Source organism: Metabacillus crassostreae (assembly GCF_016908395.1).
GTDB lineage: Bacteria > Bacillota > Bacilli > Bacillales > Bacillaceae > Metabacillus > Metabacillus crassostreae.
Window position 1 is genome coordinate 91,575 of record NZ_JAFBDU010000002.1, and the last position, 24,532, is coordinate 116,106.

Consider the following 24,532-nt stretch of genomic DNA (forward strand, 5'->3'; position numbering starts at 1 on the left):
CATGAAATAGTCTGTCAACGTCCTACTCTCATAGAGGAACCCTCCAACTACTATCGACACTGTAGCGCTTTACTTCCGTGTTCGGCATGAAAACGAGTGTAGCCTCTTCGCCATCATTACTAGACATGTATATTTAGTGACAAATAATATTATAATTTGTTCTTAGAATAAATCAAGTATTTCTCCGAAAAAAATCTCTTTGAAAGCGTATAGTTTTTTCACTGATAAACTATATCTTATCACCTCTTCATTCTTAATAAAAGTCCTTTTAAAATGGTTGTTAAACTATGATGTAGATTTATTAAGGCTCTTTTAAATCTTGTTGTTTTTAGAATCATAATGGAAACAGCTCTATATAAAGTCTAGTGGCATCTTTTCTCCTACAAATGCGATAACACACTGGTTACAATAGGTAATGAATTCTATTAGCAACAATCTTGCAGAAATGAACCCTTTTTTAAAAGCCATTCGATTTCCTTCTAAAAGCTTATTAAGCATCTTTATATGATTTTCTTGATTCATTTAATTTACCCTTTTAAAGACAGCTCTTTAAAACTTTTTGCTCCATTTAATTTATACAATAATTAAAATACCTTCAGTAGGGAAAAATACAATTAACTTAGGAGGTTGATAACATGATAAACGATCAAGAAAGAGATTTTATAGTAGTAGAAGATGAACAAGGCCATGAAAAACAATATATTGTCGAGGCTTTATTTGATATAGAAGATGAAACCTTTGCTCTTCTTCAAGAAAGTGAAGATCATACAAATACAATTATCATGCAAGTTGAAGATGAACAAGACGGACAATATCTTGTAAATATAGATGACCACAAAAAGAAAAATATGATTCTAGATGCATATGAAATCGCCGTTCATGCTAATCCAGCTGATTGAGTAAGGTGTAGGAGGATTCATGAAAAACAATGTAAATAAAGTGATTGACGTGATGGATGAAAACCTAAAAAAACAAATAGAGAATGAAATAAAAGGAATGACTTTTACTAAAAATTTCAGATCGCCCACTGCTGAAGAGTGGTATGTGTTTTTACCAAGCTATAAAGATCCTTTAACAGGTGGTGCGCCTGGGAAAGCTATTATTCATTACAACCTTTTTGATACAAAACATATTTTTATTAACACAACAATTATATTTGATGATCCAGAACTACATAAAAGTAAACTACATCATCTTGTTTACTCGATTTCTGATGAAATCGTAAATAGACTTGTTGGATATGCTGATACGCTTTTATCGGTTCATTCTGGTGAAAACTCATACAGTGCTCAATATAAACAATAAATAAGTTAGGAGATAATCATGAAACAACTAATTCAATCTATAAAAGATTATGCTATACCGTTAAGAACAGCTAATGATTATGATTTTCTATTAAATACAGTTAACGAACAAAGTCTAGTATTACTAGGGGAATCATCACATGGAACATCAGAATACTACAAAGAAAGAGCCGAGATTTCAAAAAAACTAATTACTGAAAAAGGCTTCACGTTTTTAGCAGTAGAAGGTGACTGGCCAGCATGTCAAAAAGTAAACAGATATATAAAAGGCTTTGACGAAAAGTTCAAAGATGCTCGTGAAGTATTAAAATCATTTAATCGCTGGCCTACTTGGATGTGGGCAAATGAAGAAATGATCGAACTCATTGAGTGGTTGAAAGAGCATAATATGAAGCAGCTAAAAGAAAAACAAGTTGGATTTTACGGTATAGATATATACTCACTCTGGGAGTCAATGGATGAAATTATTTCTTACTTAGAAAAAACAAATTCTTCCCTTGTCGAAGAAGCAAAACAAACCTTTTCATGCTTCGATCCATTTAACCGCAAACCTGAGAAATATGGTATTTCAGCAGCTTTTTATTCTGAAGGATGCCATGAAGAGGTAACAAAACTTTTAACAGAAATTTCTTTAAATAAGCATACTTTTAAAGATAATGAAGAAAGCAGTTTAAACATAGAAATTAATGCACTTATTACAGCAAACGCTGAAAATTACTATCGAACAATGGTGCTAGACGATAACCAATCCTGGAATATTCGTGATCAACATATGGTAGAAGTAATTCACAAAATTGAACAATTTCATGGTGAAAAAGCAAAAGGAATTGTTTGGGAACATAATACTCATGTTGGAGATGCACGTGCAACAGATATGGCAAATCAAGGTGTTGTGAATGTTGGCCAGCTACTTCGTGAACAAAAAGGCAATAATAAGGTGCTAATTGTTGGTTTCGGTACTCATCGAGGGACAGTAATAGCAGCTGATCAATGGGGAGTTAATCTTGAAAACATGATTACTCCTCCCGCTCAGGAAGGCAGCTGGGAAGATGCTATGCATAAAGCAGGTCCATCCAATAAACTACTGTTGTTTACTCAAGAAAATCGGTATCTTTTCAGCCAGCCAATTGGGCACAGGGCAATTGGGGTTGTCTATAATCCTCAATATGAACAGTACGGCAACTATGTACCATCTGTTATGTCAGACCGTTATGACGCATTTGTTTACATCAATAATTCAAAAGCTCTTCAACCATTAGATGTTAAGGAGGTATTTTTATAAAATAAAATATACCATTCTACTCCCAAAATTTTTAAAAGTAAAGTCTAGAAATAAAATCTCACCTTGTTATAATGCTTAATAGGATATATAACACTTAAAGCTAAAAGGTGGGCACTTATGGGAAACACATGTAGGTATGTTGTAAATGCTATTGGAAAATGTGGAGAAACATACTATACTCAAATTGATTCTAAAAGAGAATTACAAAATTGGATAGAAGATCATAAAGAAAAACTAATACTGGATGAATTGAAAGTTGTGGATCGTAAAGTACCACCGTTTGTAAATTGGCTGCTACGTGTTAGAGGATAATAAAGATTTTGTGATAGATATAAGTATTTAAATTAAAAGATAAACCCGAATTTTTAGGTGATAGTTCAATTAATCTTTCACCTATTTGTTCGGGTCTTTATTTGCTGTCTTTAATAGAATTTTAGGTTTTGTTGCTATTAAATGGATGATTTCTTAAATTTTGTACAAGCCTCCTTTTTTCGATTAGACTAACAATAGACTGCGACAAGGCAAACAATTTAAACTTATACATCAACTCTTCTAAAATAGACAAATGAGCTAATAAATCCTACGAGCGAAGTAAGCGTAATTATGATATATGAAACAGCCGGATCATATGTTGGTAGCAGAGTATGATTAGAAATATCTCCTGCAGCTGCCCACGGAAATAACCCTCTATGCTCTGAACTTCCGCCCATTACATTTAACATTGTGATCACAATTGTAAAAATAATTGTTGGTACATAACTTTTTGATACTAAAGTGACAAATATAATCGGTGATGAGAGGACAAACAACAAGCCAGCACCAATACTAAATTGTTTAATTGACTGCAAGAGTAATTCAGAGTTTAAACCTTTAAATTGGAAAATCAACCCTAGAACTACCGCTAAGCTCCATGCTACAAATGTTAACAAACAAATCCATAAAAACAACAAAGTAATTTTACTTAACAAAAAGCTAGAACGAGATACTGGAATTGTTAAAAGATTTTTCAGCGTATCCTCTGTATACTCTCTGGTTATAAGATAAGCTGTTACAACACCATATAATGGTACGCCTAGTACCAATACAGTATACAAGTTGGTTTGATAAAACAACTCATCAAATGCTACATATACATTTGCTTTTGTATGCATGTGTATATAGGAGGCAACAACAACCATAAATGGCGCTACTGCAGCACCAATAATACTTATTAAAAACATCCTTGATCTTTTTAGCTTTAATACTTCTGTTACTAATAAATTAACCAATTGTGCCACCTCCAACTAACTTTGTGAAATATTCTTCTAGTCGATCTTCACTCATTGTTAATCTTGTAACTTCTATCTGATGCTCGATTAGCATTTTATTTAAATTGCCTTGCATCCCTATATGTGAATAAATGCGGATAATTCCATCATCATGTACTTCATAATCTGTTATATCAAAATGTTTTTCAAGAAGCATCGTTGCTTTATTTTCATCGTTTACTTGAAATTCAAGGTATTTACGATTTCTTTTTCTAAGCTGATCAAAAGAAATCTCTTCAAGGAGCTTACCTTCATGAATAATTCCCAACTGATCAACTAACTGTTCAACTTCTGATAAAATATGACTAGAAATAAAGATGGTCATATTCCTCTCCATTGCTAATGTTTTAATAAGCTTACGCATTTCCTTAATACCAATTGGATCTAAGCCATTTGTTGGTTCATCTAAGATTAAAAGTTCAGGATAATGCAAGAGTGCCCTTGCAATGCCTAATCTTTGTTTCATTCCTAAAGAATAATTGCCAACTAGCTTTTTCGGTTCCTTGTGTAAGCTGACAATTTCTAGGGCATCTTCTATCGCATTCTTTTTATGAACACCCATAATTTTTGCATTAATTAGTAAGTTCTCTTTTGCTGTCAGATTTTCATAAAAACCTGGCACTTCAACAATTGATCCAATTCTGCGTAATATTTGTTTCTTATTATTTTCTAATTTTTCTCCAAAAAGCTCAATCTCCCCTAATGAAGGCTTTATTAATCCAAGAAGCATACGAATGGTTGTTGTTTTTCCAGCTCCATTACGCCCAAGAAATCCATAAATATCTCCCTTTTTAACTGTTAAATTGAGGGAATCAACAGATTTTTGTTTACCATATTCCTTAGTTAAATCTATTGTTTTTATAATTGTTTCCATACCAATCACCTGCTTTCTATTAGCTTATGATCTTAGTATAAGCAGGAGTTTTTAACTGCCCTTTAACTAATTCTTAACTATTTCTTAATTGGATAACTTTCACTCTTAGGTAGTGCTATAGTAAAGCTCGTTAAAAAGAATGGCGTGCTTTTCACCCATATCCTCCCGTTATTTTTTTCAGTTAAGCTCTTTGCAATCGCAAGTCCTAAACCACTTCCACCAGATGAAAGATTCCTTGAAGAATCAACACGGTACATCTTTTCAAATACATATTCCAAGTCTTCTTTTGATAAGCCTGGACCTTTATCCCATACTGTCAACTGATATTCACAATCAACATCAAGAAGTGTCACCCCTAACACTTTTCCTTGCAGTCCATATTGAATAGCGTTTTTAATGAGATTTTCTAAAATTCTTACAACACTAAATTGATCTGCTGTAATAGTACAAGCAGAATCAGGAATTTCTACCTCTATCTTTATTCCTGAACTTTTTAGTTGCGGAAGAAACTCAATCAATATTTCTCTAGTTATTTCTGCAAAATCTACTTGTTTGAAATTCATTGGTAATTCATCAGCATCTAACTTTGCTAAATTAAATAACTCCTCGATTAAAATTTTTAATTGAATTGACTTTTTTGAAACGATTTCTATATATTCTTCCTTTTCTGTTTGTGTTGCCGCAATATCATCCTTAATTGCGTCAATATAACCGATAATAGATGTAAGAGGAGTACGAATATCATGAGATATACTTGATAAAAGACTCTTCCTTGCCGCTTCAGATTTGATTTTATCAGACTGTAGATTCTCCAATTGTTCTATAAGCTCATTTAATGAAAAAATTATATCGTTAACAAGATGATCATCGTTCGCTAATAGTCTGGAATGGAAATGACCTTTTCTAGCTCGCGTTAATTCAACATTCAGTTCACTTAATCTTTTTCGAAATTTCAAATGGATATTCAGTAGCGTGAATGAAATAACACTTACGACTAAAAATAGTAAAATGGTGTATGCTTTAACATCTTTAAACATAATAAAAAGGACCGTCATTACGATCCACTGAAAGCTTAACAATATTGTTACTTTATCGAACTTCATCTTTTTCACCTACAAACTTATAACCTATACCCCAGACTGTTTGAATATATTTAGGATTTGATGGATCATCCTCAATTTTTTTACGGAGTTTACGAATATGGACCATTACCGTATTATCATCTTCTATATAATTGTTATCCCATACCTGACGGAACAGTTGTGATTTTGTAAAAACCTGTTCTGGATGTGTCATAAATAGCTTTAGTAAATCCAGTTCTTTTGCAGTTAAGGATATTTCCTGATTATTAACACAAACTGTATACTTCTTCAAATCAATCGACAATCCTTTAAAATGTACGATGCTAGAAGCTTCCTGTTTAGTCAATTCACTACCTAGAACTAGAAATCTCCTCATTAATGCTTTTATTCTTGCGACAACCTCATTTATACTAAATGGCTTTGTTATATAATCATCGGCTCCAATAGTTAGCCCAATAATTTTATCAATTTCATCATCTTTAGCCGTTAACATTAGTATAGGTACATTCGAGCTACTTCTAATTTTTTGACATACTTGGATACCATCAATTTTAGGCATCATCACATCTAAAATTAGTAAATTGTATGTAGCTTGATTAAATAAAGTTAGTGCTTCTTCCCCGTTACAAGCAACATCAACATCGTAAAATTCCCTCTCAAGATAAGCCTTCAGTAAATCTCTAATTTCTTTTTCATCATCAGCAATAAGCACACGTATATAAGACATCTCTCCACCTGTTTCTACTAACTTATATTATCTATTACCTTCTTATTTTACCGTAATTTGTAAATGAATTAAGAGCTTAAATATTCGACAAATTTCGATACTCGTATTAATCTCATCGTCTAAATTAATATTTTAAAGCATATGATAGCTTGCAGTATTGATGAATATTGACTGAATTATTCTGCAGCTCAAGTCAAATCCGCTGAATTTACAATAATTAGTACTTCCACTCTATAATTATCCCTTTTATAATGACTGAATGGAGGTGAAGCGGATGGCAGGTATAAAATATTTTGTGTTTTTCGATTTTGAAATGATATGTTCTGATTAAGGAATGCCATATGAAAAAATGGAAGCCATTCGTTTAGGTGCAGTAAAATATGATCTTGAAACAAAGAAAATGGATTTCTTCGATCAATTTATTAAACCAAAAAATTCAGATCCTCTTTCCGAATTTTGCAAAACGTTAACAGGTATCCATGATGAACAATTAGCTAATGCACATGATTTCAAGAGTGTGTTTGATCACTTTATACATTGGATTGGTGGGGTAAAAAAAGCTCGCTACTTTTCTTGGTCTACAAGTGACTTATCAAGATTAAAATTCGATTCTATACTTCATGCAATTCCTCCACGTACTGTAAGAAAAATAGAAAATAACTATATAGACTTCCAAGCTACGTTTAAAAAGAGAGTAGCAAAAAGGAATGTAAGTGTTGAAGATGCATTATCACTTTATTATTTACCATTTATCGGAGAAGCTCACAACCCGATGTACGATGCGTATAACACGTTACGTATTTATTTAGCATTCTTAAATCAGTCAATTGAATCTGACATAATTATGCTAAAACAGTTTATCTTTAATGATGAAAATGATCTTAGTTTATATAACTTAAAAGACCTTAATTTCTTTCTAGCACAGGAATTGGTGAAAGATTCTTCTATTTTAAGTGAGCAATTAAGAGATTTATATCGACTGAAAGATGTAAAAAAATTAGTAAAGCCTTTAAAAAGAATGGCTGAAAAATATCAAAATATCGTTGTGAATCGAAGCGGACTGTTTACTGAAGAAAACATAGTTAGCGCGGAGATTATTATTACTTTATATGGCGAAATTCTTTCTCAATATGAAGAACATTTACTGTATCAATCTAAAATTGTGATGTTCCATGATCATCTCCTAAAACCACTTAAACAAATGATAGGAGAACCAACACTATAATAAAAAAAGAAGGCTGAGTACATAAGCAGCCTTCAGTTAATTTTTTCTGATAATGCATCATAAAATCCTTGTGGGTCATCAGGACGAAGATGAACTTTTGTTACCTTTTTCTTAAAACCATACATGAATTTTGCTTCAATCGGTGTATATAGCTCAATTTCAAATGCAGGTTTTTCTTTCGTTAAATCAGGAAGAACAGCATCAAAAACTTCTTTAGTTTCTATTGTAGATAAAACTTCAGGTCCTTCGTAAGGAGTAATCGATTTAATACATTCAAGTGGAATTGAGAGTCCTTTCCCTAAACCTACTTGCAAATAAAGGTGTTTTTTTGATAGTACAATGGGATTCAAACGGACTGCTTGGATTTCCCCTAAAATAAAAATTAGAGTATAAATATTAAGAGCGAGTGAAATATAAGCAATTATTTCATTCCAATTGTGCAATAAAAAGTGTAAACCAATAGTTTCAATAACAAGGGCATGTATGAGCATTATATATAAAGCGATCACACTTGTTTTTTGATGAAAAGTAAATATTTGCTGATGTTCTTTTGGTGTAACTCGTTTAGCTTTCCAAGAAAATAAACTATAATAAAACATCGAAATTTCTGACGCTATAATATCTACTAAACGTGATGATGATTTTAAATGTCTTGATAAGGATTGTGATATCTGGTTTTGAAAGAATGGTAGATCAAGTTTTTTCATATATCTTATGATTGAGGGTAAATTCTTCAACAATTTGACAACAATATAAAATTCGACTAATAGAAATGCTCCTTCACCAGCGATTACTATATATTTTACAAATGAGTATGAAGACAAAAAGCCATTAGGAATAATTAGTAACGCTACACCATAGCCGGCAAACGCCAATGGAAGCATATATTTTAATGAACACTTCTTTTTCATTAAGAAGAAATAAATAAGAAGTGGGATCACAACCATAAGATCTATTAATGAACCTAATGCCACTTCTTTTGGTAGCGGTTGCATAAAATCCAAACGATAAATAAGAAAATTAGAAATAACAATTAGTGCTAGTAGAAAACCAACTAATAACAAGTTCTTTCTTCGTAAAGCAAACATGTAGAACTCCTCCTTGCTTAATCATCTATATATCTAAAGTATACCTTAGGTTCGTTGCTAAAAATTGAAGGAGTATGGGAAATTTTTTACAAAATTATGTCTATTTATAGTAGGCTATATTTTTGTGAACTTTTTGCTTTGATTTTTTAAAATTTAAAAATTGTATAGAGTTAAGTCTATTAACATTTTTTATAGACAAAACTGTTTATAAAAAATGTTATTCTTGTTAAACAATACATTTACCCATGGTTAGTTACAATCTCGAACCTCTGTAAATGCTTCATTAAGGATAGATACAACCCTCTGTATTTCATCAAAATTAATGATTAGTGGTGGTGCTAACACAATAGTGTCCTGTCCATCAAACGTAACTGATCTACATATAAGACCTTTTTGTTGTGCTTTTTCTACAATTAATGATGATAAGGAGCTATTACTTCTAGACTTACATTCGATCGCCACCATTAACCCTAACCCTCTTACCTCTGAAATATTGTTATGGTTAGCTTTTAACTTTATTAATCCGTTTAAAAGATGAGCACCCATTCCTTTAGCGTTATCTATAAGTTGTTCTTCCTCAATTAATTCAATGTTTTTCAAAGCAACTGCACAAGCCATGGGGTGACCACTGTAGGTGTATCCATGTAATAAAGTTCCTGATGACTTCTCCTTAAACGCTTGAAACATATCTTTAGAAATCATAACACCACCGAGCTGAGCATAGCCGCTAGTTATTCCTTTCGCAAAGCACATCATATCAGGGACAACTCCATAATGGTTAATTGCAAACCATTTCCCTGTTCTTCCGAATCCTGTAATCACTTCATCTGTAATAAATAAAACACCGTACTGTGCACAAATTTTCTTTATTTCTCTAAAGTAAATTTCCTCAGCAATGTGGACTCCTCCAGCTCCTTGAACAGGTTCTGCAATAAATGCTGCAATTGTTTCAGGTCCTTCTTTTTCTATTAATTCTTTTAATGCTTCTGATTTTGAAGAATCCACATGGCAGAAATCAGTTGCTAAAGAATTCGTGAAATCACGAAAAGGTTTTAAACCAGTCGCACTTGTAGCACCTAAAGTAACCCCGTGATAGGACCTTGTTCTTGAAATAATTTTCTTTCTTTCTGGCTCCCCTTTAAGGATCCAATAATGTCGAGCTAGCTTATAGGCAGTATCATTCGCCTCAGAGCCTCCTGATGTAAAGAAGGTAGCAGTTAAATCTCCAGGTGATATTTCTGCAAGTTTAGCTGCCAGTCGTATGGCTGGTTCATGGCTGAAGGTAGCAAAACAGGAGCTATAAGCAAGTTTCATCATTTGTTGCTTTGCAACCTCTCCAAGCTCTAACCTTCCATGTCCAACATTCACATTCCATAATGATGACATTCCATCTATCAATCTATTACCTTTAAGATCTTCAAGATAAATACCATTTCCTTTTTTAAAGATAAAGGTAGGCCCAAATGTTTGCTGCTGCTCAATCGATGATGTTGGATGTAAAAAATGCTTCTTATCTAACTCCTCAAGCTCTCGAATTTCATCCATTGTTTCATCACTCTTTCTTTATTGTATTAAGTCATAGATCCCTTCGACATTTATCTACAAAAAGCAGGGCGTGACAGGCACCACACCATTCCACAACAGTTAAAGCTATAATTTCCGCTGCTTCAAATAGTTTATCTAATTCGATGTATTCATCTGGATGATGAGCTTTTTCTGTTTTTCCCGGACCAAAGACGATGGTTGGTGTTGCTGCGACATTTGTTAGTAAGCCACCGTCTGTACCCCAGGGAGAGGCCTCAATTATGGCTTGTTCTCCTGTAACATCAATAAAGCTACTTGATAAACATTTCATTAATTTATGATCTAAATCGATTGTTCCAGGAACCCATCTTGCCCCAAACCATTCTATTTCTACCGGGTTATTGTCGAACCAGGAATTTTTCATGGGTAGAGTTTTTAACCAGTTAGTCATTTCGTTCTTAGCTTCCTCAATTGTTTCATCAGGAGAGATTCCCATTCTACCTTCTAATTTCACTAAATCAGCTACTGATGATGGCCAATCTCCACCTTCAATTTTTCCGATATTAATAGGAATTGGGATCGGAATATTTTTATAAAGATTATCTTTAATTCTATTATTTCTATGTTTCTCTAACTCTCCAATGTGTTTAACTACATCAAAGGCATTTTCAATCGCACTTACCCCCTCATAACGTGTACCACCATGGGCTGAACGACCATGAACTGATATTCTAAACCATATTGAGCCTTGTTGCTTCGGGAATATTTTCATATTTGTAGGCTCAGGAATAATAGCTGCATCAGCTACATATCCTCTCTCTATTGCAGCTAATGTACCAAGCCCACCACTCTCTTCTTCTATAACACTTTGAAAAATAACATCTCCCTTTAATTGAATACCTAGTTCACGAATAACAGTAATCGCTAATAATAATGCTACGTTTCCTCCTTTCATATCAGTTGATCCTCGACCATAAAGCTTCCCCTCAACGACTTTTCCACTGAATGGATCATCTGCCCATTGACTAACATCTCCTGCTGGCACAACATCTATATGACCATTTAAAATGATAGACCTTCCCCCACCAGATCCTTTTAAGATGCCAACAACATTTGGACTTTCTTTAAATTCATTTCTATCACAAGCAAAAAAGGGATGTGTTTGCAATTGCATTCCGTCTGGTTCCCATATATCTATTTCCAAGCCTATTTTTTTAATTGTCTCAATCACGATCTCTTGAGCGACTTTTTCATTTTTTTGAGTACTACTAGCCTGCACTAACTTTCTTAATAGATTAATACCATCTTCACGATTACTTGATAGCCACTTGTGTATTTCTTCTTTTACCAATTTTCTTTGTTGATCCAATTGACTACACTCCTTTTTTGTAAGCTAGTGTATCGTTCTAATATTCTCTGAGATGAGTAAAGGAGCATTTGTATTTATCATAACTTCCTCTAATGTATTTGGACTCATTACCTCTTTTAAAAGCAATCCATGCTTTGTAACTTCTATAACAGCCTTATCTGTCATAATCATATTTACACATTTCTTTGCTGTTAAAGGTAATGTACATGTTTCTACAATTTTTGATTCGCCATTTTTATTACAATGATTCATAACAACGATTACTTTTTTTGCTTTTTGTGCTAATTCCATTGCCCCGCCAATCCCCGGAACTCTTTTACCTGGAACGATCCAATTTGCTAAATCACCCTTCTCACTAACCTCTAGTCCACCAAGAATTGTGAGATCTAAATACCCTGAACGAATCATGCCAAATGCAGTGGAGCTATCAAAGTAGGAAACTCCAGGAATTGTCGTTACAGGAAATCCTCCTGCATTACATAACATCGGGTCCTCCTTACCTTGTTTTGGAGATTTACCAATTCCTAAGATCCCATTTTCCGCATGAAACATTACATGTAAAGAATTTGGTAGATGATCTGGAACGAGTGATGGTATTCCTATCCCTAAATTCACAATCATCCCATCCTGAATTTCCTCAGCTGCACGCTTTGCTATTCGATTTCTTATATCAATTTTTGAATCCATATCTTTTTCTCGACCTCCTTGCCATCAGCTATTATTCGACAAAACCCGGGAAGTGACAGGCACCACAATTACTCCCATGCCCACTTCCAATCAATTCCTTTGCTTTGAATAACAAGGTCTACATAAACACCAGGTGTGATGATTGCTTCTGGGTCGAGTTCACCTACTTCTACAATTTCTTCAACTTCTGCAATTGTATAGCTTCCTGCCATTGCAACAAGAGGATTTGTGTTTCTAGCACTAGTTTCATAGATAAGGTTTCCAAAGGTATCAGCTTTTTTCGCGTATACTATCGAAACATCTGCAGTTAAAGCTGTTTCGACTAAATATTCTTGCTCATTTATTATTGTTTTTTGTTTTCCCTGTTCCACCATGCTACCTACACCTATATCTGTTAAGATCCCTGCTATTCCAACACCACCTGCTCGAATTCTTTCAGCTAATGTTCCTTGTGGACTAAATTCCACCATTAGCTTATCTTCGAGCATTAATTTTCCAGCAATAGGATTTGAGCCAATATGTGAAACAATTAATTTCTTAGCACGCCCCTGACTAACAAGTTTGCCTATACCAATGTTAGGAAATCCTGCATCATTTCCGATTAATGTTAAATTCTTTACACCCTTTTCTAACAGCCCATTGATGATTGTTGGCGGATTACCAATTCCTCCAAATCCACCAAACATGACTGAACAATGATCATTTATTGAGGCTAGTGCTCCATCTAAATCACCTACCTTACTTTTCCCTTTCATCTGAATAGACTCTCTCACATTAATCCCTCCTTATTAGGACAGTTCACTTTCTACCTCTAAAACAGCTTCTATAAAAAGCTTAACAAGCTGATCTATTTCATGTTTTACAATAATAAATGGAGGAGAGATAATAACCGCATCTCCATAAGCTCCCTCTTTTCCTGCTGAAGAAGGATAAATGAGAAGTCCCTTTTCTTTGGCTTTTTGTACAACATAATTAGTTATTGAAATATCTTTACTAAAAGGCATCCTAGTATCTTTATTTGAAACAAATTCAACACCAATTAGAAGTCCTTTTCCTCTAACCTCTCCAATTATGTCTATTGATTTTGAAGCATTTCTTAGTTCATCAAGCAAATATTCTCCATTTATTTTCACTAAATCCAGTAAAGAATGTTCTTCTATATACGTAAGAACCGCTAAAGCTGAAGCAGCTGATTGAGGATTTGCACTATACGTATGACCACTCATTATAGAATTAGATCCTTCTAATATAGGAGTCATTACTTTTTCACTTACTAATGTTGCAGCTATAGGTGCATAGCCGGCACTCATCCCTTTACCAAGCGCAATAATATCTGCTTTAACATTCCAATGATCCAACCCGAGCATTTTTCCTGTTCGACCCATTCCTGTCATCACTTCATCAGAAATAAACAGAATTTGATTACGATCACAAATTTCTTTTATCTGCTCATAATAGCCTTGTGGAGGAATAATAACTCCTCCTGCTGCACCTACAATTGGTTCTGCAATAAAGGCTGCAATGTTTTCAGCACCTTCTCTTAAAATTGCGGTTTCTAATTCTTTTGCACATGCCAATTGACATGTGGGATGAATTAATTGTAAAGAGCATTGATAACAATATGGAGCAGTTACTGTCGGGTAATCCTCTAACAATGCTACAAAACGTTCACGTCTACTCACATGTCCTGACATCGATAAAGCACCTATCGTTATGCCATGATAGCTAACCCAGCGAGAAAGGATCTTTTGCTTTTTGTTTTTCCCCTGCTCCTGCCAATATTGAAGAGCTACCTTAAGTGCTGTTTCTGTAGCTTCAGATCCACTATTTACAAAAAAAGACCAATAATCCTCTTTAGCACAAACAAGCTGATTAAGTTTTGAAGCTAGCTTTTCTGCAGGATCTGAAGTGAATTGAGATCGATAAACAAAAGAAACATGCTTAGCTTGAGAATGCATCGCGTCAATTATTTCTGGAATTGCATGACCAATACTAGCGGTGACCGCACCAGAAGATCCGTCTATATACTGTTTGCCTGTATCATCATATAGATAAATTCCTTTACCATGTGTAACTAAAGGATAGCTTTCGGTCAAGTTAGGCTTAATCAAATATGATTTCATATACCAAACCACCTCATGTACTTACTTAAAATTTGAAATAATTACGTTTTAATAATTTTGGTTGAAGCATAAGTTTTTCATATGAAATGACTTTATCTATCTTAGAGGTATCAATTAATAATAGATGATCTTCAAGCTCTTCAATTCTTTCTTCAGTTTGATACTCCATCCCACATAAGCTGCAACTTATTGCCGGAGTATTTGTTATTTCAATTGCTCGAGTACCATCAGGAAGCTCCCAATAAACTGTATTTTCCGATTCCTTCACATCTGATTTGCCACACCACTCACATTTCATCCTTAATCGCCCCCTTTTTCTTAGCTAAGACTTTCAATCATCATCTTTGTTTTGCTTTTTTAATTGAGCTTGATATTTCTTTTCTTTTAACTCATCACGTTTTTCTCGCTTATCCTTTAAGGAGGAATACGTTGAACTTTCCTGAAAGCTTTGTCTGCGATCATAGCGTTCAAGTGAATTCGGTACAAGATTCAGTTTTTGGTCATTTAGTAAAGAACTTATTCCAGTTTGTGACAAACTCATATCTTGATTTTGATAAATTTGTTGGAAATATTCATCACCACGACCTGCCACATAATTTTCCGGTTCAGGATAAGTAGTGATAACACCTTCAAAATTGCGGAGAACTGTTTTAGTTGGGCTTTGCGAAATTAGATAATTTGGCTGTAGAGTGATTTTCCCTCCACCACCAGGAGCATCAACAACAAATGTAGGTACTGCATAGCCACTTGTATGACCTCTTAACCCTTCAATAATTTCTAAACCTTTTGAAATTGGGGCTCTAAAATGCCCAATTCCTTCAGATAAATCACATTGATAAATATAATAAGGGCGCACCCGAATTTTCACTAAATCATGCATGAGCTTTTTCATAATTGCTACACTATCATTGATTCCAGCTAAGATGACTGCTTGATTACCAACAGGCACACCAGCATCTACAAGCATTTCACACGCACGCTTTGATTCCTCGGTTATTTCAATTGATGTATTAAAATGCGTATTAAGCCATACTGGATGATACTTTTTTAATATATTGCATAGGTTTTCTGTAATTCTCTGTGGAAAAACAACTGGAGCTCTTGTTCCAATTCGAATAATTTCAACATGAGGGATTTCACGTAAATTCTTTAAAATATACTCAAGGATATTGTCATTAATTAATAATCCATCACCACCTGATAAAAGCACATCACGTACTTCTGGTGTGTTTCTTATATATTCAATTGCTCCGTCCAATTGTTTTTTGGGCACACCCATACCAATTTGCCCTGAAAATCGTCGGCGAGTACAGTAACGACAATACATTGAGCATTGATTTGTAACTAGAAATAACACGCGATCAGGATAACGATGGGTTAACCCAGCTACTGGCGAATCTTCATCCTCCTCTAAAGGATCTTCTAAATCATATTTTGTTTTATGAATTTCCTCACCAATTGGCACAGATTGCATTCGAATGGGACATCTTGTATCATCGGGATTCATTAACGCTGCGTAGTATGGAGTAATATTTAGTGGTATAGTTTTCGTAGAAATTCGTACCCCTTCTTCTTCTTCAGGAGTTAAATTGATGACCTTTTTTAAATCATCAAGAGTACGAATTGTATTAGTTAATTGCCAGATCCAATCATTCCATTTGTCATCTGGTACATCCTTCCATAATTCAATTTCCTTCCAATGACGATTTGGTTTATATAAATCCTGCCACATATTACATTCCTCCCTAAATTATGTTGGTCAGCTTATATTAAGCAAGTTTCATGCCAACACAAACAGTGGAGGTGAATTTCAGTCAAACTAAAACTACTTTTAAATATGCAACAACACTAAAGAAAGATATCAATGATGTTGTATTGCAGATAACTATCATAAATATGTCATAAATAAACTTAACAAATGAAGGACTACTATTTATATGAACTCTGATCATCATGAAAAAACAAAATATCGCCGAATATTAGGCACTACTTTGTTATTACTATGTTTAACAAAAAACCTCAAAACTGATTTTTAATTGAATTTTTTCCTTCTTTCAGCTCTATTTAACAATTTGCTCAACATTCGGCATTCATCAAAACTCGGCAGATCTTGAATAACCTGAAACTATTTTAAAGAAAGATCTTTTACCCATACATTCATATTTTCTAATTGATTAAAAATATAGCAGTTGTTTGTGAGTCTTCCGTTGTATTTGTAATTTAATTGATAAAAAACAGCATTCATTCCATAAGATTGTGCTCTTGCAATAGAATAAACATGATAAATTCCTTCATTTTTTAAATCACCTTCTAAAAATATTAGCAGCTTCTTCATAAGTCCGTACTTCCTATGTTCTGCTAATGTGGCACAATCTGTTAATTCTGCATTATGAAATATGACGTTTTTTTCAGCTGATGCTGCACTTACAATCTCATTCTTTGCCTCAACAACATAAAATATAGTTCCGTTACAAATCATCTTTTTAATATATTGGGGATCATTCATAGGCGTTGGATATATAGCAAATACATGTTTATATAATTTTGCAAGATTTTCTGCATCTTCAGAAATAGCTTTTCTAAAATGATATTGACACGGTGGATCTGTTACTTTATCAGTTGATTTCTGATTTGTTATGATTCTATTAATAATCTGGTCTTCTTCGATCCACGTACTACTTTCTCTTCTATTTACCTTTTTATAATAAGTTAAAATATAATTGTCTGTACCATTAAAGTAGCCATCTATTATTGCCTCTAATTCAAAGCCTAATGGTAGCAATTTCCTCCAGTGATCCTGTCGACAATAAAAAATAATTTTTGAGAATTTATCTGGTTCAGCTAACTCATTTATTTTCTGTACAATACTTGTCATATTTCCCCGGTAATTATCGACTCGAATTCGTTCATTAAAATAATCAAGGTACACTTCTAGATAATAATCTTCACCCTTGATAATTTTCGTTTCAGCTGTATGGTTCATCATCATACCCCTTCCTCAAATATCTTTTCTTAAAGATGCTTCCTAATTTGGTTTAATATCCATTGGCTCTGTTAAACATTCTTGTTGATTTCCCGTTACAGGCATTTCATTGGACAGGCTCCTCACGCAGAAATTTCATGCCTTTCACTCAATCAACCTTTATATTTTTAGTACTATATCTTCAAGCAAAGGCAATTTATACGTCATACTTTTTGATTTTATATTGCAAAGTTTGTCTAGGGAGCTCTAACATCTTTGAAGCTTTTTGAACATTACCTTTGGTTTCCAATAAAGCTTGTTGAATTAATTTTTTCTCTGTTTCTTCAATTAATAATTTAAATGGTTTTCCACTCCCCTTTCCCATTTTTTTCATTACAATAAGATTATCTGGAAGATGCTGAAGTTTTATTTCATCATCATCTTCTTCAATTATATTCATGGCAAATTCTATACAATGTTCAAGCTCACGAATATTACCAGGCCATTGGTAAATTTTTAACTGCTCTATTGCTTTGGGCTCAATTTTTAGAACTAGCTTATTAAATTGATAATTATATTTTTTTATAAAATGATGAATCAAAAGTATAATATCTTCTTCCCTTTCTCTAAGAGGTGGCAGTTCAACAAAAAATACATTTAAACGATAATATAAATCTGAACGAAGGATTTTTTTCTTCATACACAATAAGGGGTGCTCATTCATAGCAACAATTACTCTAACATCAACCATATACGACTCAATACCACCTACTCTTCGAATAACTCCATCTTCGAGTACTCTTAATAATTTTGTTTGGAATTCTAAAGGCATTGTATGAATTTCATCGAGAAAGAGCGTTCCACCGTGAGCAAGCTCAAACAAACCAGCTCGATCAATTGCACCAGTAAAGCTACCTTTTTTTGTTCCAAATAAAATACTTTCAAGCAGAGATTCTGGTAAAGAAGAACAGTTTTGAGCAATAAAAGGTCCTTTATTACGTGGGGAAGCATTGTGAATAGATTGAACAAGTAGTTCCTTTCCTGTTCCTGTTTCACCGTAAACCATAACTGGTGAAGAGCTTTTAGCTGCCTTTCTACCAAGTTCAATCACTTTATCCATACTTTTACTACCTGAAATAATGTCATTCCAGTTATATTTTGCCCCCATAATTGAAGTAGGTTTACTTTTTTGATTATTTACTTTCGCCTGAAGCTCTAATAATTTCTGTGCTAATTCTTTAATCTTTGTTAAATCCTTTGCAATCTCTACAGCACCTACAACTTGTTCATTCACAACGATCGGTAACGTTGTATTTACTGTATCAATTAATTGCCCATTAGAGTTTTTGTACGTTTGTGCTTGCTGATAGATCGGCTTACCTGTCTCAATTACTTTCAAAAGTGTACTTGTTTGCTTATTTAAAGATGGAAATACATCGAGTACATGCTTTCCTAAGACTTCTTCGATCTCTATTCCATCATGCTGTGCTGCGACACTATTATAAAAAATCGTTATGCCCTCTGAATTTACCGCATGAATAGCTTCGTCAATACTACCTAAAATAGCTTCTAACATCTGTTTTGTTTCAAATGATTTTAATATCAACTATATAACACCTCTTTAGTTTCCTCTATAAAACATTTTATAAATATTTACATATATAGATTTTTATGGTTGAATATAAGAGAACTAGTGTTCCTTTTATTAATAGGGGGTGTTTGTATATGCGGCCAGAACTAAGTACAAAAATGACTATACTAGAATTCACAAACTACTATTGGTTAAAAAAAGAACTGCAGGAGTTTTGTAGAACCCATGAATTAAGCACAAGTGGCTCAAAGCTTGACTTGACAAAACGAATAGAATTATTTTTAACAACAGGAAAAAAACAAGCTCCAACAAGGAAAAAAAATAAACTATTAAAAAAAGCTGACTTTGAAAAATTAAGTCTTGATACAGTCATTTCAGTTGATATAAAATTCAGTCAAGATCTTCGAGTTTTTTTCAAAACAGTACTACCTAACTTCCACTTTTCTACATATATACAGGAATACATGAAAAGTAATACTGGCAAAACATACCGAGATGTTGTTCATGCATGGAAACAAGAAGAAAAACGTAAAAAAGAGCCTGGTTACAAGCGGGAGATTGGACCACAATTTGAATATAATCAGTTCACCCGAGACTTTTTTAATGATCCTATTAACAAAGGGAAGTCAAGAAATGATGCTATAAAGGCATGGAAAACAATTAAATCGCTTCCCGGAGATAATGTTTATGCGAAAAATAAATGTAAACTAAAAGAAGGTCCTTCATCATTATATTCAGAAAGCTAAAGCAACAGAATTTAACATTCGGAAAAAATAATAAGAAAGAAATCTATAATAAATGGAAGGAGAAACACGATGTTCGGAATTACTAATTTTGAGGTTTTTCTACTTGCAGCTATTTTACTAAACTTAACTCCAGGTACAGATACAATGTATATTGTAAGTAGAAGTGTTTCCCAAGGAAGAACCGCAGGTATTATTTCAGCAATAGGTATAATAGCTGGATTAGTCATACATACTTTACTTGCTGCATTTGGACTTTCGTTAATTTTGGCTCAATCAGCTTTTCTCTTTAACACAATCAAAATCATTGGAGCTATTTATTTAGCATATTTAGGTATAAAGATGATTATTGAAAAAAAATCCGAGAATAAAAACACTTCTTTACCCAAGCAAAATAATCAGAAAATATTTCTCCAAGGAATGCTTACAAATGTTCTAAATCCTAAAGTAGCACTTTTTTTTCTAGCATTTTTGCCGCAATTTATAAAAACTAGCTCAGACGTGACAAGCCCAATACCATTTATTATTTTAGGACTAACATTCACATTTACTGGAGGACTATGGAGTATAATTACTGCTTATTTTACCTCAATGGCCACAATAAAATTAAGAAAAAACCTAAAAGCTGAATTAATATTGAATCGCCTAACTGGCATAGTATTTATTGCAATGGGACTTAAGCTGTTAAATGCGAAAGCTAACTAATATTTGTTATTTCTTAAAGCTCTTTTCTGAAAGATAGTAACTTTAGACGTAATTACTTTTAGCAATCAGTGTGTTATCTCATAAAAGGTGCGATTTGTAGAAGAAAAGATAGCATTAGACTTTGTACAGAGTTAATTCCACCAGTATTCTAAAAAAACAAAGTTTACGAAAACAGCCTTTTAGGACTTAACAAAGATAGTTTTCAACATATAGATGCCACCTTTAAATAGCCTAATCTATAGGATGAAATAAAAAATCCATGTTAAATATTACACCTCATTTATGAACTATCTATTTAAGGGCATGATATAAATACTTAAATAAATTGAGAGGTGTATTTTTTATGACAAAAAAAAACAAAGAGCAGGATCAAGTAAGTACTGACGATGCAATTATACTTATGTTTCTAGATTTAGTTGAGCAAGATGGAATCGAGTTAGATTTGACCCTCTGTATAAATGGAGTGGTTATATCAGGTACTTTAATAAGTGCAACGAACTATTATGAAGGAGTTACTGAATCCTCCAAAAACCTTAAAGATAGTACAATGTCTAAAATTATCGCAAAAAAATTCAGTGATTTAAAAGGGGATTATGCTAAACAGAAAGAAGAGGAAGAAGAATCAGAGAGTACTCCATTAACTTTTATTCACTTGAAAAATGCTGTCTATTTAAATAATGAAAATTCTCCTAGTCATTACGGAACATGGTGGCGCGGAAGGATTTCTTCAATTGACGGATTCTCAGTTAATGATCTTAAGTAAAAGAATCAAACACAAAAAGAGGCTGGGACATAAGTATTTAAACTAATGATAAACCCGAAATATTAGGAGATATTTCAATTAATTATTCGCCTAATATTTCGGGTTTTTAATTGCTGTCTTCAATAGACTTTTTGATTTTGCATACTATTTTTAAGAACTAGTGGAATGGAGCGGAAGAGATTTGACTCCTGCGGGTGCAGAGGAAAGGCTGAGACCCCACAGGCGCTTGCGCCGAGGAGGCTTAGCTTCCTCCCCGGCGAATCTTATGTCTGCAGCGCAATGGAACGAACTTGTTTCTTTCAACTTAATTGAATTTAGATTTATTCGTCTTTATGTATGACATCTTTAATTATGTCCCAGCCTCCTTTTTAGATTGCTTTAATTTATTTGAACTTTTATCTTTTCCTTCGCTGATTTTAAACAAGCATCTAAAACCTTCATATTTAAAATAGCGTCTTCTACTTCAAATGCTAATGGTGTTCTTTGACGAACACTGTTAGCAAAATCATTAAGTTGTAATGTATATTGATTTACTGGTGGAAAATGCTCTAGTCTTTCTTCCCCTTTTTTTGTTACTGAGAAACTTGATTTTTCTTCAGATGAACAAACAAAAGAGGACGGGATGTAAATCGTTCCATCAGTCCCAACAATTTGCAGTGTATTTTGAAACTCTGCCCACATTCCACACATGAAGGTTACTCCAATAGAATCTGGAAATTCAAGTAAGCCTGATGCCATCATATCAACATTACCATGCTCTTCTGAGAAAAACCCGTGTACAGTAGCCGCTTCTGGTTCTTTTTCCAAAATTAGTCTAGCTGAATTTATTACATAACAACCTATATCATATAAAGATCCTCCACCCCAATCAGAGCGATATCTTATATTTCCTTTATCGTTGGCATTATTAAATGTAAAGGTTCCATGTATACCTCTAATTGTACCAAGTTCACCTGAATTAACTATCTCCTTTATTCGATCAAATCGTGGGTGATGACGATACATAAATGCCTCACCTAATAATAAATCTCTTTCATGAAAGAAAGATGCTAATTCCTCTGCTTCTCCTGCATTCAAGGCAATAGGCTTTTCACAAAGCACATGCTTGCCTGCTACAGCTGCTTTCATTGACCATTCCTTATGTAAATGATTTGGAAGAGGTATATACACTGCTTCAATTTCTGGATCCTGTAATAGCTCTTCATAGCTTCCATATGCACATGGGATATTGTTATCACGTGCTGTTTCTTGAGCCTTTTCAATCCTCCTACTTGATATCGCTTTCAGTTCATTAAATTTTGATTGACGTATTGCAGGTATGAATGCATTCACCGCAATGTCAGCACAGCCAAGTATTCCCCAAGTAAGCTTATTCAATATTTTTCCTCCTCTAATTAATTGGTATATTTACTTTGTTTGATCCTGTTTTTTTCTCTTTTAAGTAAAACAAGATAAAACCTATAAAACCTATAAATGAAGATATAGCTAATAAAAGATAAAGTAGTTTGCCACCATAATTTTCAAATACAACACCACCTATTGATGAACCAACAATCCCTGTAATTCCAAAAGTGATACCTACAAACACCATATGACCTGTTGCTTGTAATTCTTCTGGAATTGCTTTATATAAATATTCAAGTGCTCCTAAAAACACAATCGCAAAACAGATGCCATGCAATACCTGAATCATTAATAGCGTTGTTGGATCTTGTGCAAAAGCTGTCAAAACCCATCTTATACAATAAAGAAATGATGCGATAATAATATAAAATATCGGACTTGAAGCTCTAAACCATTTTGCACTTAGGAAAAACAATAATGCTTCACTAGATACCCCAATAAACCAGATCCATCCAACTAGCATTTCGTTTCCGCCTATTTCAAATAAATACAAGCTGATAAACGAATCACTTGTTCTGTGTGTTAGTAACACAAGCGCCGTAAGGAAAAAGAAAACAAGCAAAGTTGGGTCCTTAAACAAGACTCCAATATCCTTATAATTCACTTTTTTAGTACCAGCCTTTGTATCAGATAAAAGCAAGGCTAAGAAACATGTAATAACCGTAAAAACAGTGACTGGTATGACTAAGAAACCAATTCCAAACTCTGTAAGTAGAAATCCACTTACTAAAGACACAATCGCAAAACCTATTGAACCCCACATCCTAATGGATCCAAATGTAACAGAATGAATTTGTGCCTGTCTTTTTGCGAGATTATCAGCCAAAGGATGTAATGGTGAGAAAAAGAAGAAGAAAAAGATTCCTGCGGTTATAATCCACAAAAATGAATCGATTTGAAAAATCCAAATAACACTTAGTAAAAAGCCGACTAAACAAGCAAATAAAACCCTTTTGACAGTTTTATATTTATCACTTGCATATCCCCATAAAGGCTGTGCAATTAACCCTACAAATGGACCTATTGCTAAAAACCAACCTATTTGTGAGCTTAAAAATCCTTTATGTTGAAAATATATTGGTAGAAAACTTACAACCATTGATCCAATTGCACTTACAAAAAACATGAACATTCTTAAAGATAGTAATTGATTTTGTATGATCATAAATTATTCCTTTATTATGTATTTGCAAGATGTAATAAACAATTCAACACTCTTACAGTTTAAGTATGCTTTATATAACCTCCATTTTGTTATTTTTGTTATTAGGTTGTTATTATATTATAAAACATAAAATCTATGATTGTAAGTTATAAATATAACTTTTGTTAAAATGTAAAGGGGATATCCTCATTTATATAGAATACTTACTTAAAGAATATATGTTAGATGTATAAACTTGTATGTTACTTTTTGGAGTGTGATAGTATGATCTTGGAAGCTGTAATGCTTCATGTTAAAAAGGGATTAGAAGCTGAATATGAAGAGGCCTTTCGACAGGCTTCTGGAATAATTCGTACAATGAAGGGCTATTGTAGCCACGAGCTCCAGCGCTGTTTGGAAGTTGAGGGGAAATATCTTCTTTTAGTTACTTGGGAAACACTCGAAGACCACACAGACGGTTTTAGAAGATCTCCTGAATATTTACAGTGGAAAGAGCTTTTACATCGTTTTTATGAACCATTTCCTACTGTTGAACATTTCGAAAAGGTTGAACTTAACTAAGTGATGTTTTACAAAATGGTTTTAGCATGTTGTTTACCTTCTTAAA

At 33.5% G+C, this 24,532-nt stretch carries 26 protein-coding genes and 1 rRNA gene; 9 read left to right on the plus strand and 18 right to left on the minus strand.

Features of this window, described 5'->3' with window-relative positions; genetic code table 11:
- Positions 1 to 9 precede the first annotated feature (9 nt).
- Together rrf and JOC75_RS08400 are read right to left on the minus strand one after the other, a co-directional pair.
- A 5S ribosomal RNA gene (gene rrf, locus JOC75_RS08395) occupies positions 10 to 124 on the minus strand.
- Between the two features lie 227 nt (positions 125 to 351).
- Positions 352 to 522 (minus strand): hypothetical protein, encoded by a 171-nt coding sequence (locus JOC75_RS08400; RefSeq protein WP_204953633.1) that lies wholly within the window; start codon positions 520 to 522, stop codon positions 352 to 354.
- Positions 523 to 635: 113 nt separating this feature from the next.
- Here JOC75_RS08400 and JOC75_RS08405 point away from each other — a divergent pair, with 113 nt between their 5' ends.
- From JOC75_RS08405 to JOC75_RS08420, 4 genes are all read left to right on the plus strand, one after another.
- Complete coding sequence (locus tag JOC75_RS08405; protein ID WP_239589373.1) at positions 636 to 899, plus strand: DUF1292 domain-containing protein; 264 nt, start codon at positions 636 to 638, stop codon at positions 897 to 899.
- Positions 900 to 918: 19 nt separating this feature from the next.
- Positions 919 to 1,305: a hypothetical protein gene (locus JOC75_RS08410; protein WP_239589374.1), complete on the plus strand. Its 387-nt coding sequence runs from the start codon at positions 919 to 921 to the stop codon at positions 1,303 to 1,305.
- Positions 1,306 to 1,323: 18 nt separating this feature from the next.
- Positions 1,324 to 2,586, plus strand: coding sequence for an erythromycin esterase family protein (locus JOC75_RS08415; RefSeq protein WP_204953634.1), 1,263 nt, complete (start codon positions 1,324 to 1,326; stop codon positions 2,584 to 2,586).
- Between the two features lie 117 nt (positions 2,587 to 2,703).
- On the plus strand, positions 2,704 to 2,898 hold the full coding sequence (locus JOC75_RS08420; RefSeq protein WP_204953635.1) for a hypothetical protein: 195 nt from the start codon (positions 2,704 to 2,706) through the stop codon (positions 2,896 to 2,898).
- 224 nt (positions 2,899 to 3,122) lie between these two features.
- Here the strand turns inward: JOC75_RS08420 and JOC75_RS08425 are convergent, their stop codons facing one another.
- The 4 genes from JOC75_RS08425 to JOC75_RS08440 all read right to left on the minus strand — a co-directional run bounded on the left by JOC75_RS08425 (position 3,123) and on the right by JOC75_RS08440 (position 6,576).
- Positions 3,123 to 3,854, minus strand: a complete 732-nt coding sequence (locus JOC75_RS08425) for an ABC transporter permease (RefSeq protein WP_204953636.1) — start codon at positions 3,852 to 3,854, stop codon at positions 3,123 to 3,125.
- Positions 3,847 to 4,767 carry an ABC transporter ATP-binding protein gene (locus JOC75_RS08430; RefSeq protein WP_204953637.1) on the minus strand — a complete coding sequence of 307 codons (921 nt, stop codon included), beginning with the start codon at positions 4,765 to 4,767 and terminating at the stop codon, positions 3,847 to 3,849. Before JOC75_RS08430 ends, JOC75_RS08425 begins: the two co-directional genes overlap by 8 nt.
- A 77-nt stretch (positions 4,768 to 4,844) precedes the next feature.
- Positions 4,845 to 5,870: a sensor histidine kinase gene (locus JOC75_RS08435; protein ID WP_204953638.1), complete on the minus strand. Its 1,026-nt coding sequence runs from the start codon at positions 5,868 to 5,870 to the stop codon at positions 4,845 to 4,847.
- Entirely contained in the window at positions 5,857 to 6,576 is a 720-nt protein-coding gene (locus JOC75_RS08440; protein WP_204953639.1) for a response regulator transcription factor, read from the minus strand. The genes JOC75_RS08435 and JOC75_RS08440 overlap by 14 nt, the downstream gene beginning before the upstream one ends.
- A gap of 334 nt (positions 6,577 to 6,910) precedes the next feature.
- Here JOC75_RS08440 and JOC75_RS08445 point away from each other — a divergent pair, with 334 nt between their 5' ends.
- On the plus strand, positions 6,911 to 7,801 hold the full coding sequence (locus JOC75_RS08445; RefSeq protein WP_239589375.1) for a 3'-5' exonuclease: 891 nt from the start codon (positions 6,911 to 6,913) through the stop codon (positions 7,799 to 7,801).
- Positions 7,802 to 7,833: 32 nt separating this feature from the next.
- Here the strand turns inward: JOC75_RS08445 and JOC75_RS08450 are convergent, their stop codons facing one another.
- The 10 genes from JOC75_RS08450 to JOC75_RS08495 all read right to left on the minus strand — a co-directional run bounded on the left by JOC75_RS08450 (position 7,834) and on the right by JOC75_RS08495 (position 19,130).
- Positions 7,834 to 8,889 (minus strand): hypothetical protein, encoded by a 1,056-nt coding sequence (locus tag JOC75_RS08450; RefSeq protein ID WP_204953640.1) that lies wholly within the window; start codon positions 8,887 to 8,889, stop codon positions 7,834 to 7,836.
- Between the two features lie 249 nt (positions 8,890 to 9,138).
- Positions 9,139 to 10,434 carry an aminotransferase family protein gene (locus JOC75_RS08455; RefSeq protein ID WP_204953641.1) on the minus strand — a complete coding sequence of 432 codons (1,296 nt, stop codon included), beginning with the start codon at positions 10,432 to 10,434 and terminating at the stop codon, positions 9,139 to 9,141.
- 31 nt (positions 10,435 to 10,465) lie between these two features.
- The gene (locus JOC75_RS08460; protein ID WP_204953642.1) at positions 10,466 to 11,782 is read right to left on the minus strand and encodes a peptidase; all 1,317 of its coding nucleotides are present in this window, start codon (positions 11,780 to 11,782) and stop codon (positions 10,466 to 10,468) included.
- Positions 11,783 to 11,806: 24 nt separating this feature from the next.
- Positions 11,807 to 12,469, minus strand: coding sequence for a 3-oxoacid CoA-transferase subunit B (locus JOC75_RS08465; protein ID WP_204953643.1), 663 nt, complete (start codon positions 12,467 to 12,469; stop codon positions 11,807 to 11,809).
- A gap of 68 nt (positions 12,470 to 12,537) precedes the next feature.
- Entirely contained in the window at positions 12,538 to 13,224 is a 687-nt protein-coding gene (locus tag JOC75_RS08470; protein WP_204954194.1) for a CoA transferase subunit A, read from the minus strand.
- 33 nt (positions 13,225 to 13,257) lie between these two features.
- Positions 13,258 to 14,592 carry an aspartate aminotransferase family protein gene (locus tag JOC75_RS08475; RefSeq protein WP_204953644.1) on the minus strand — a complete coding sequence of 445 codons (1,335 nt, stop codon included), beginning with the start codon at positions 14,590 to 14,592 and terminating at the stop codon, positions 13,258 to 13,260.
- Positions 14,593 to 14,617: 25 nt separating this feature from the next.
- A complete protein-coding gene (locus JOC75_RS08480) occupies positions 14,618 to 14,890 on the minus strand; it encodes a YokU family protein (RefSeq protein WP_204953645.1) in 273 nt (90 codons plus the stop codon).
- Positions 14,891 to 14,923: 33 nt separating this feature from the next.
- Positions 14,924 to 16,324 (minus strand): lysine 2,3-aminomutase, encoded by a 1,401-nt coding sequence (gene kamA / locus JOC75_RS08485; RefSeq protein ID WP_204953646.1) that lies wholly within the window; start codon positions 16,322 to 16,324, stop codon positions 14,924 to 14,926.
- A gap of 393 nt (positions 16,325 to 16,717) precedes the next feature.
- Complete coding sequence (ablB, locus tag JOC75_RS08490) at positions 16,718 to 17,578, minus strand: putative beta-lysine N-acetyltransferase (RefSeq protein WP_338036570.1); 861 nt, start codon at positions 17,576 to 17,578, stop codon at positions 16,718 to 16,720.
- Between the two features lie 193 nt (positions 17,579 to 17,771).
- Positions 17,772 to 19,130, minus strand: coding sequence for a sigma-54 interaction domain-containing protein (locus JOC75_RS08495; protein WP_204954196.1), 1,359 nt, complete (start codon positions 19,128 to 19,130; stop codon positions 17,772 to 17,774).
- 149 nt (positions 19,131 to 19,279) lie between these two features.
- Here JOC75_RS08495 and JOC75_RS08500 point away from each other — a divergent pair, with 149 nt between their 5' ends.
- From JOC75_RS08500 to gvpU, 3 genes are all read left to right on the plus strand, one after another.
- Positions 19,280 to 19,891, plus strand: a complete 612-nt coding sequence (locus JOC75_RS08500) for a DUF6434 domain-containing protein (protein ID WP_204953647.1) — start codon at positions 19,280 to 19,282, stop codon at positions 19,889 to 19,891.
- Positions 19,892 to 19,960: 69 nt separating this feature from the next.
- The gene (locus tag JOC75_RS08505) at positions 19,961 to 20,593 is read left to right on the plus strand and encodes a LysE family translocator (RefSeq protein ID WP_204953648.1); all 633 of its coding nucleotides are present in this window, start codon (positions 19,961 to 19,963) and stop codon (positions 20,591 to 20,593) included.
- A 343-nt stretch (positions 20,594 to 20,936) separates the two neighbouring features.
- Positions 20,937 to 21,356 carry a gas vesicle accessory protein GvpU gene (gene gvpU, locus JOC75_RS08510; protein WP_204953649.1) on the plus strand — a complete coding sequence of 140 codons (420 nt, stop codon included), beginning with the start codon at positions 20,937 to 20,939 and terminating at the stop codon, positions 21,354 to 21,356.
- A gap of 378 nt (positions 21,357 to 21,734) precedes the next feature.
- Here gvpU and JOC75_RS08515 read toward each other — a convergent pair whose 3' ends face one another.
- Positions 21,735 to 22,736: a Gfo/Idh/MocA family oxidoreductase gene (locus JOC75_RS08515; protein WP_204954197.1), complete on the minus strand. Its 1,002-nt coding sequence runs from the start codon at positions 22,734 to 22,736 to the stop codon at positions 21,735 to 21,737.
- Positions 22,737 to 22,746: 10 nt separating this feature from the next.
- Positions 22,747 to 23,925, minus strand: a complete 1,179-nt coding sequence (locus JOC75_RS08520; protein ID WP_204953650.1) for an MFS transporter — start codon at positions 23,923 to 23,925, stop codon at positions 22,747 to 22,749.
- Positions 23,926 to 24,189: 264 nt separating this feature from the next.
- On the opposite strand from JOC75_RS08520, the gene JOC75_RS08525 reads away from it, so the two are divergent.
- Positions 24,190 to 24,486, plus strand: coding sequence for an antibiotic biosynthesis monooxygenase family protein (locus tag JOC75_RS08525; protein WP_204953651.1), 297 nt, complete (start codon positions 24,190 to 24,192; stop codon positions 24,484 to 24,486).
- Positions 24,487 to 24,532: the final 46 nt, after the last annotated feature.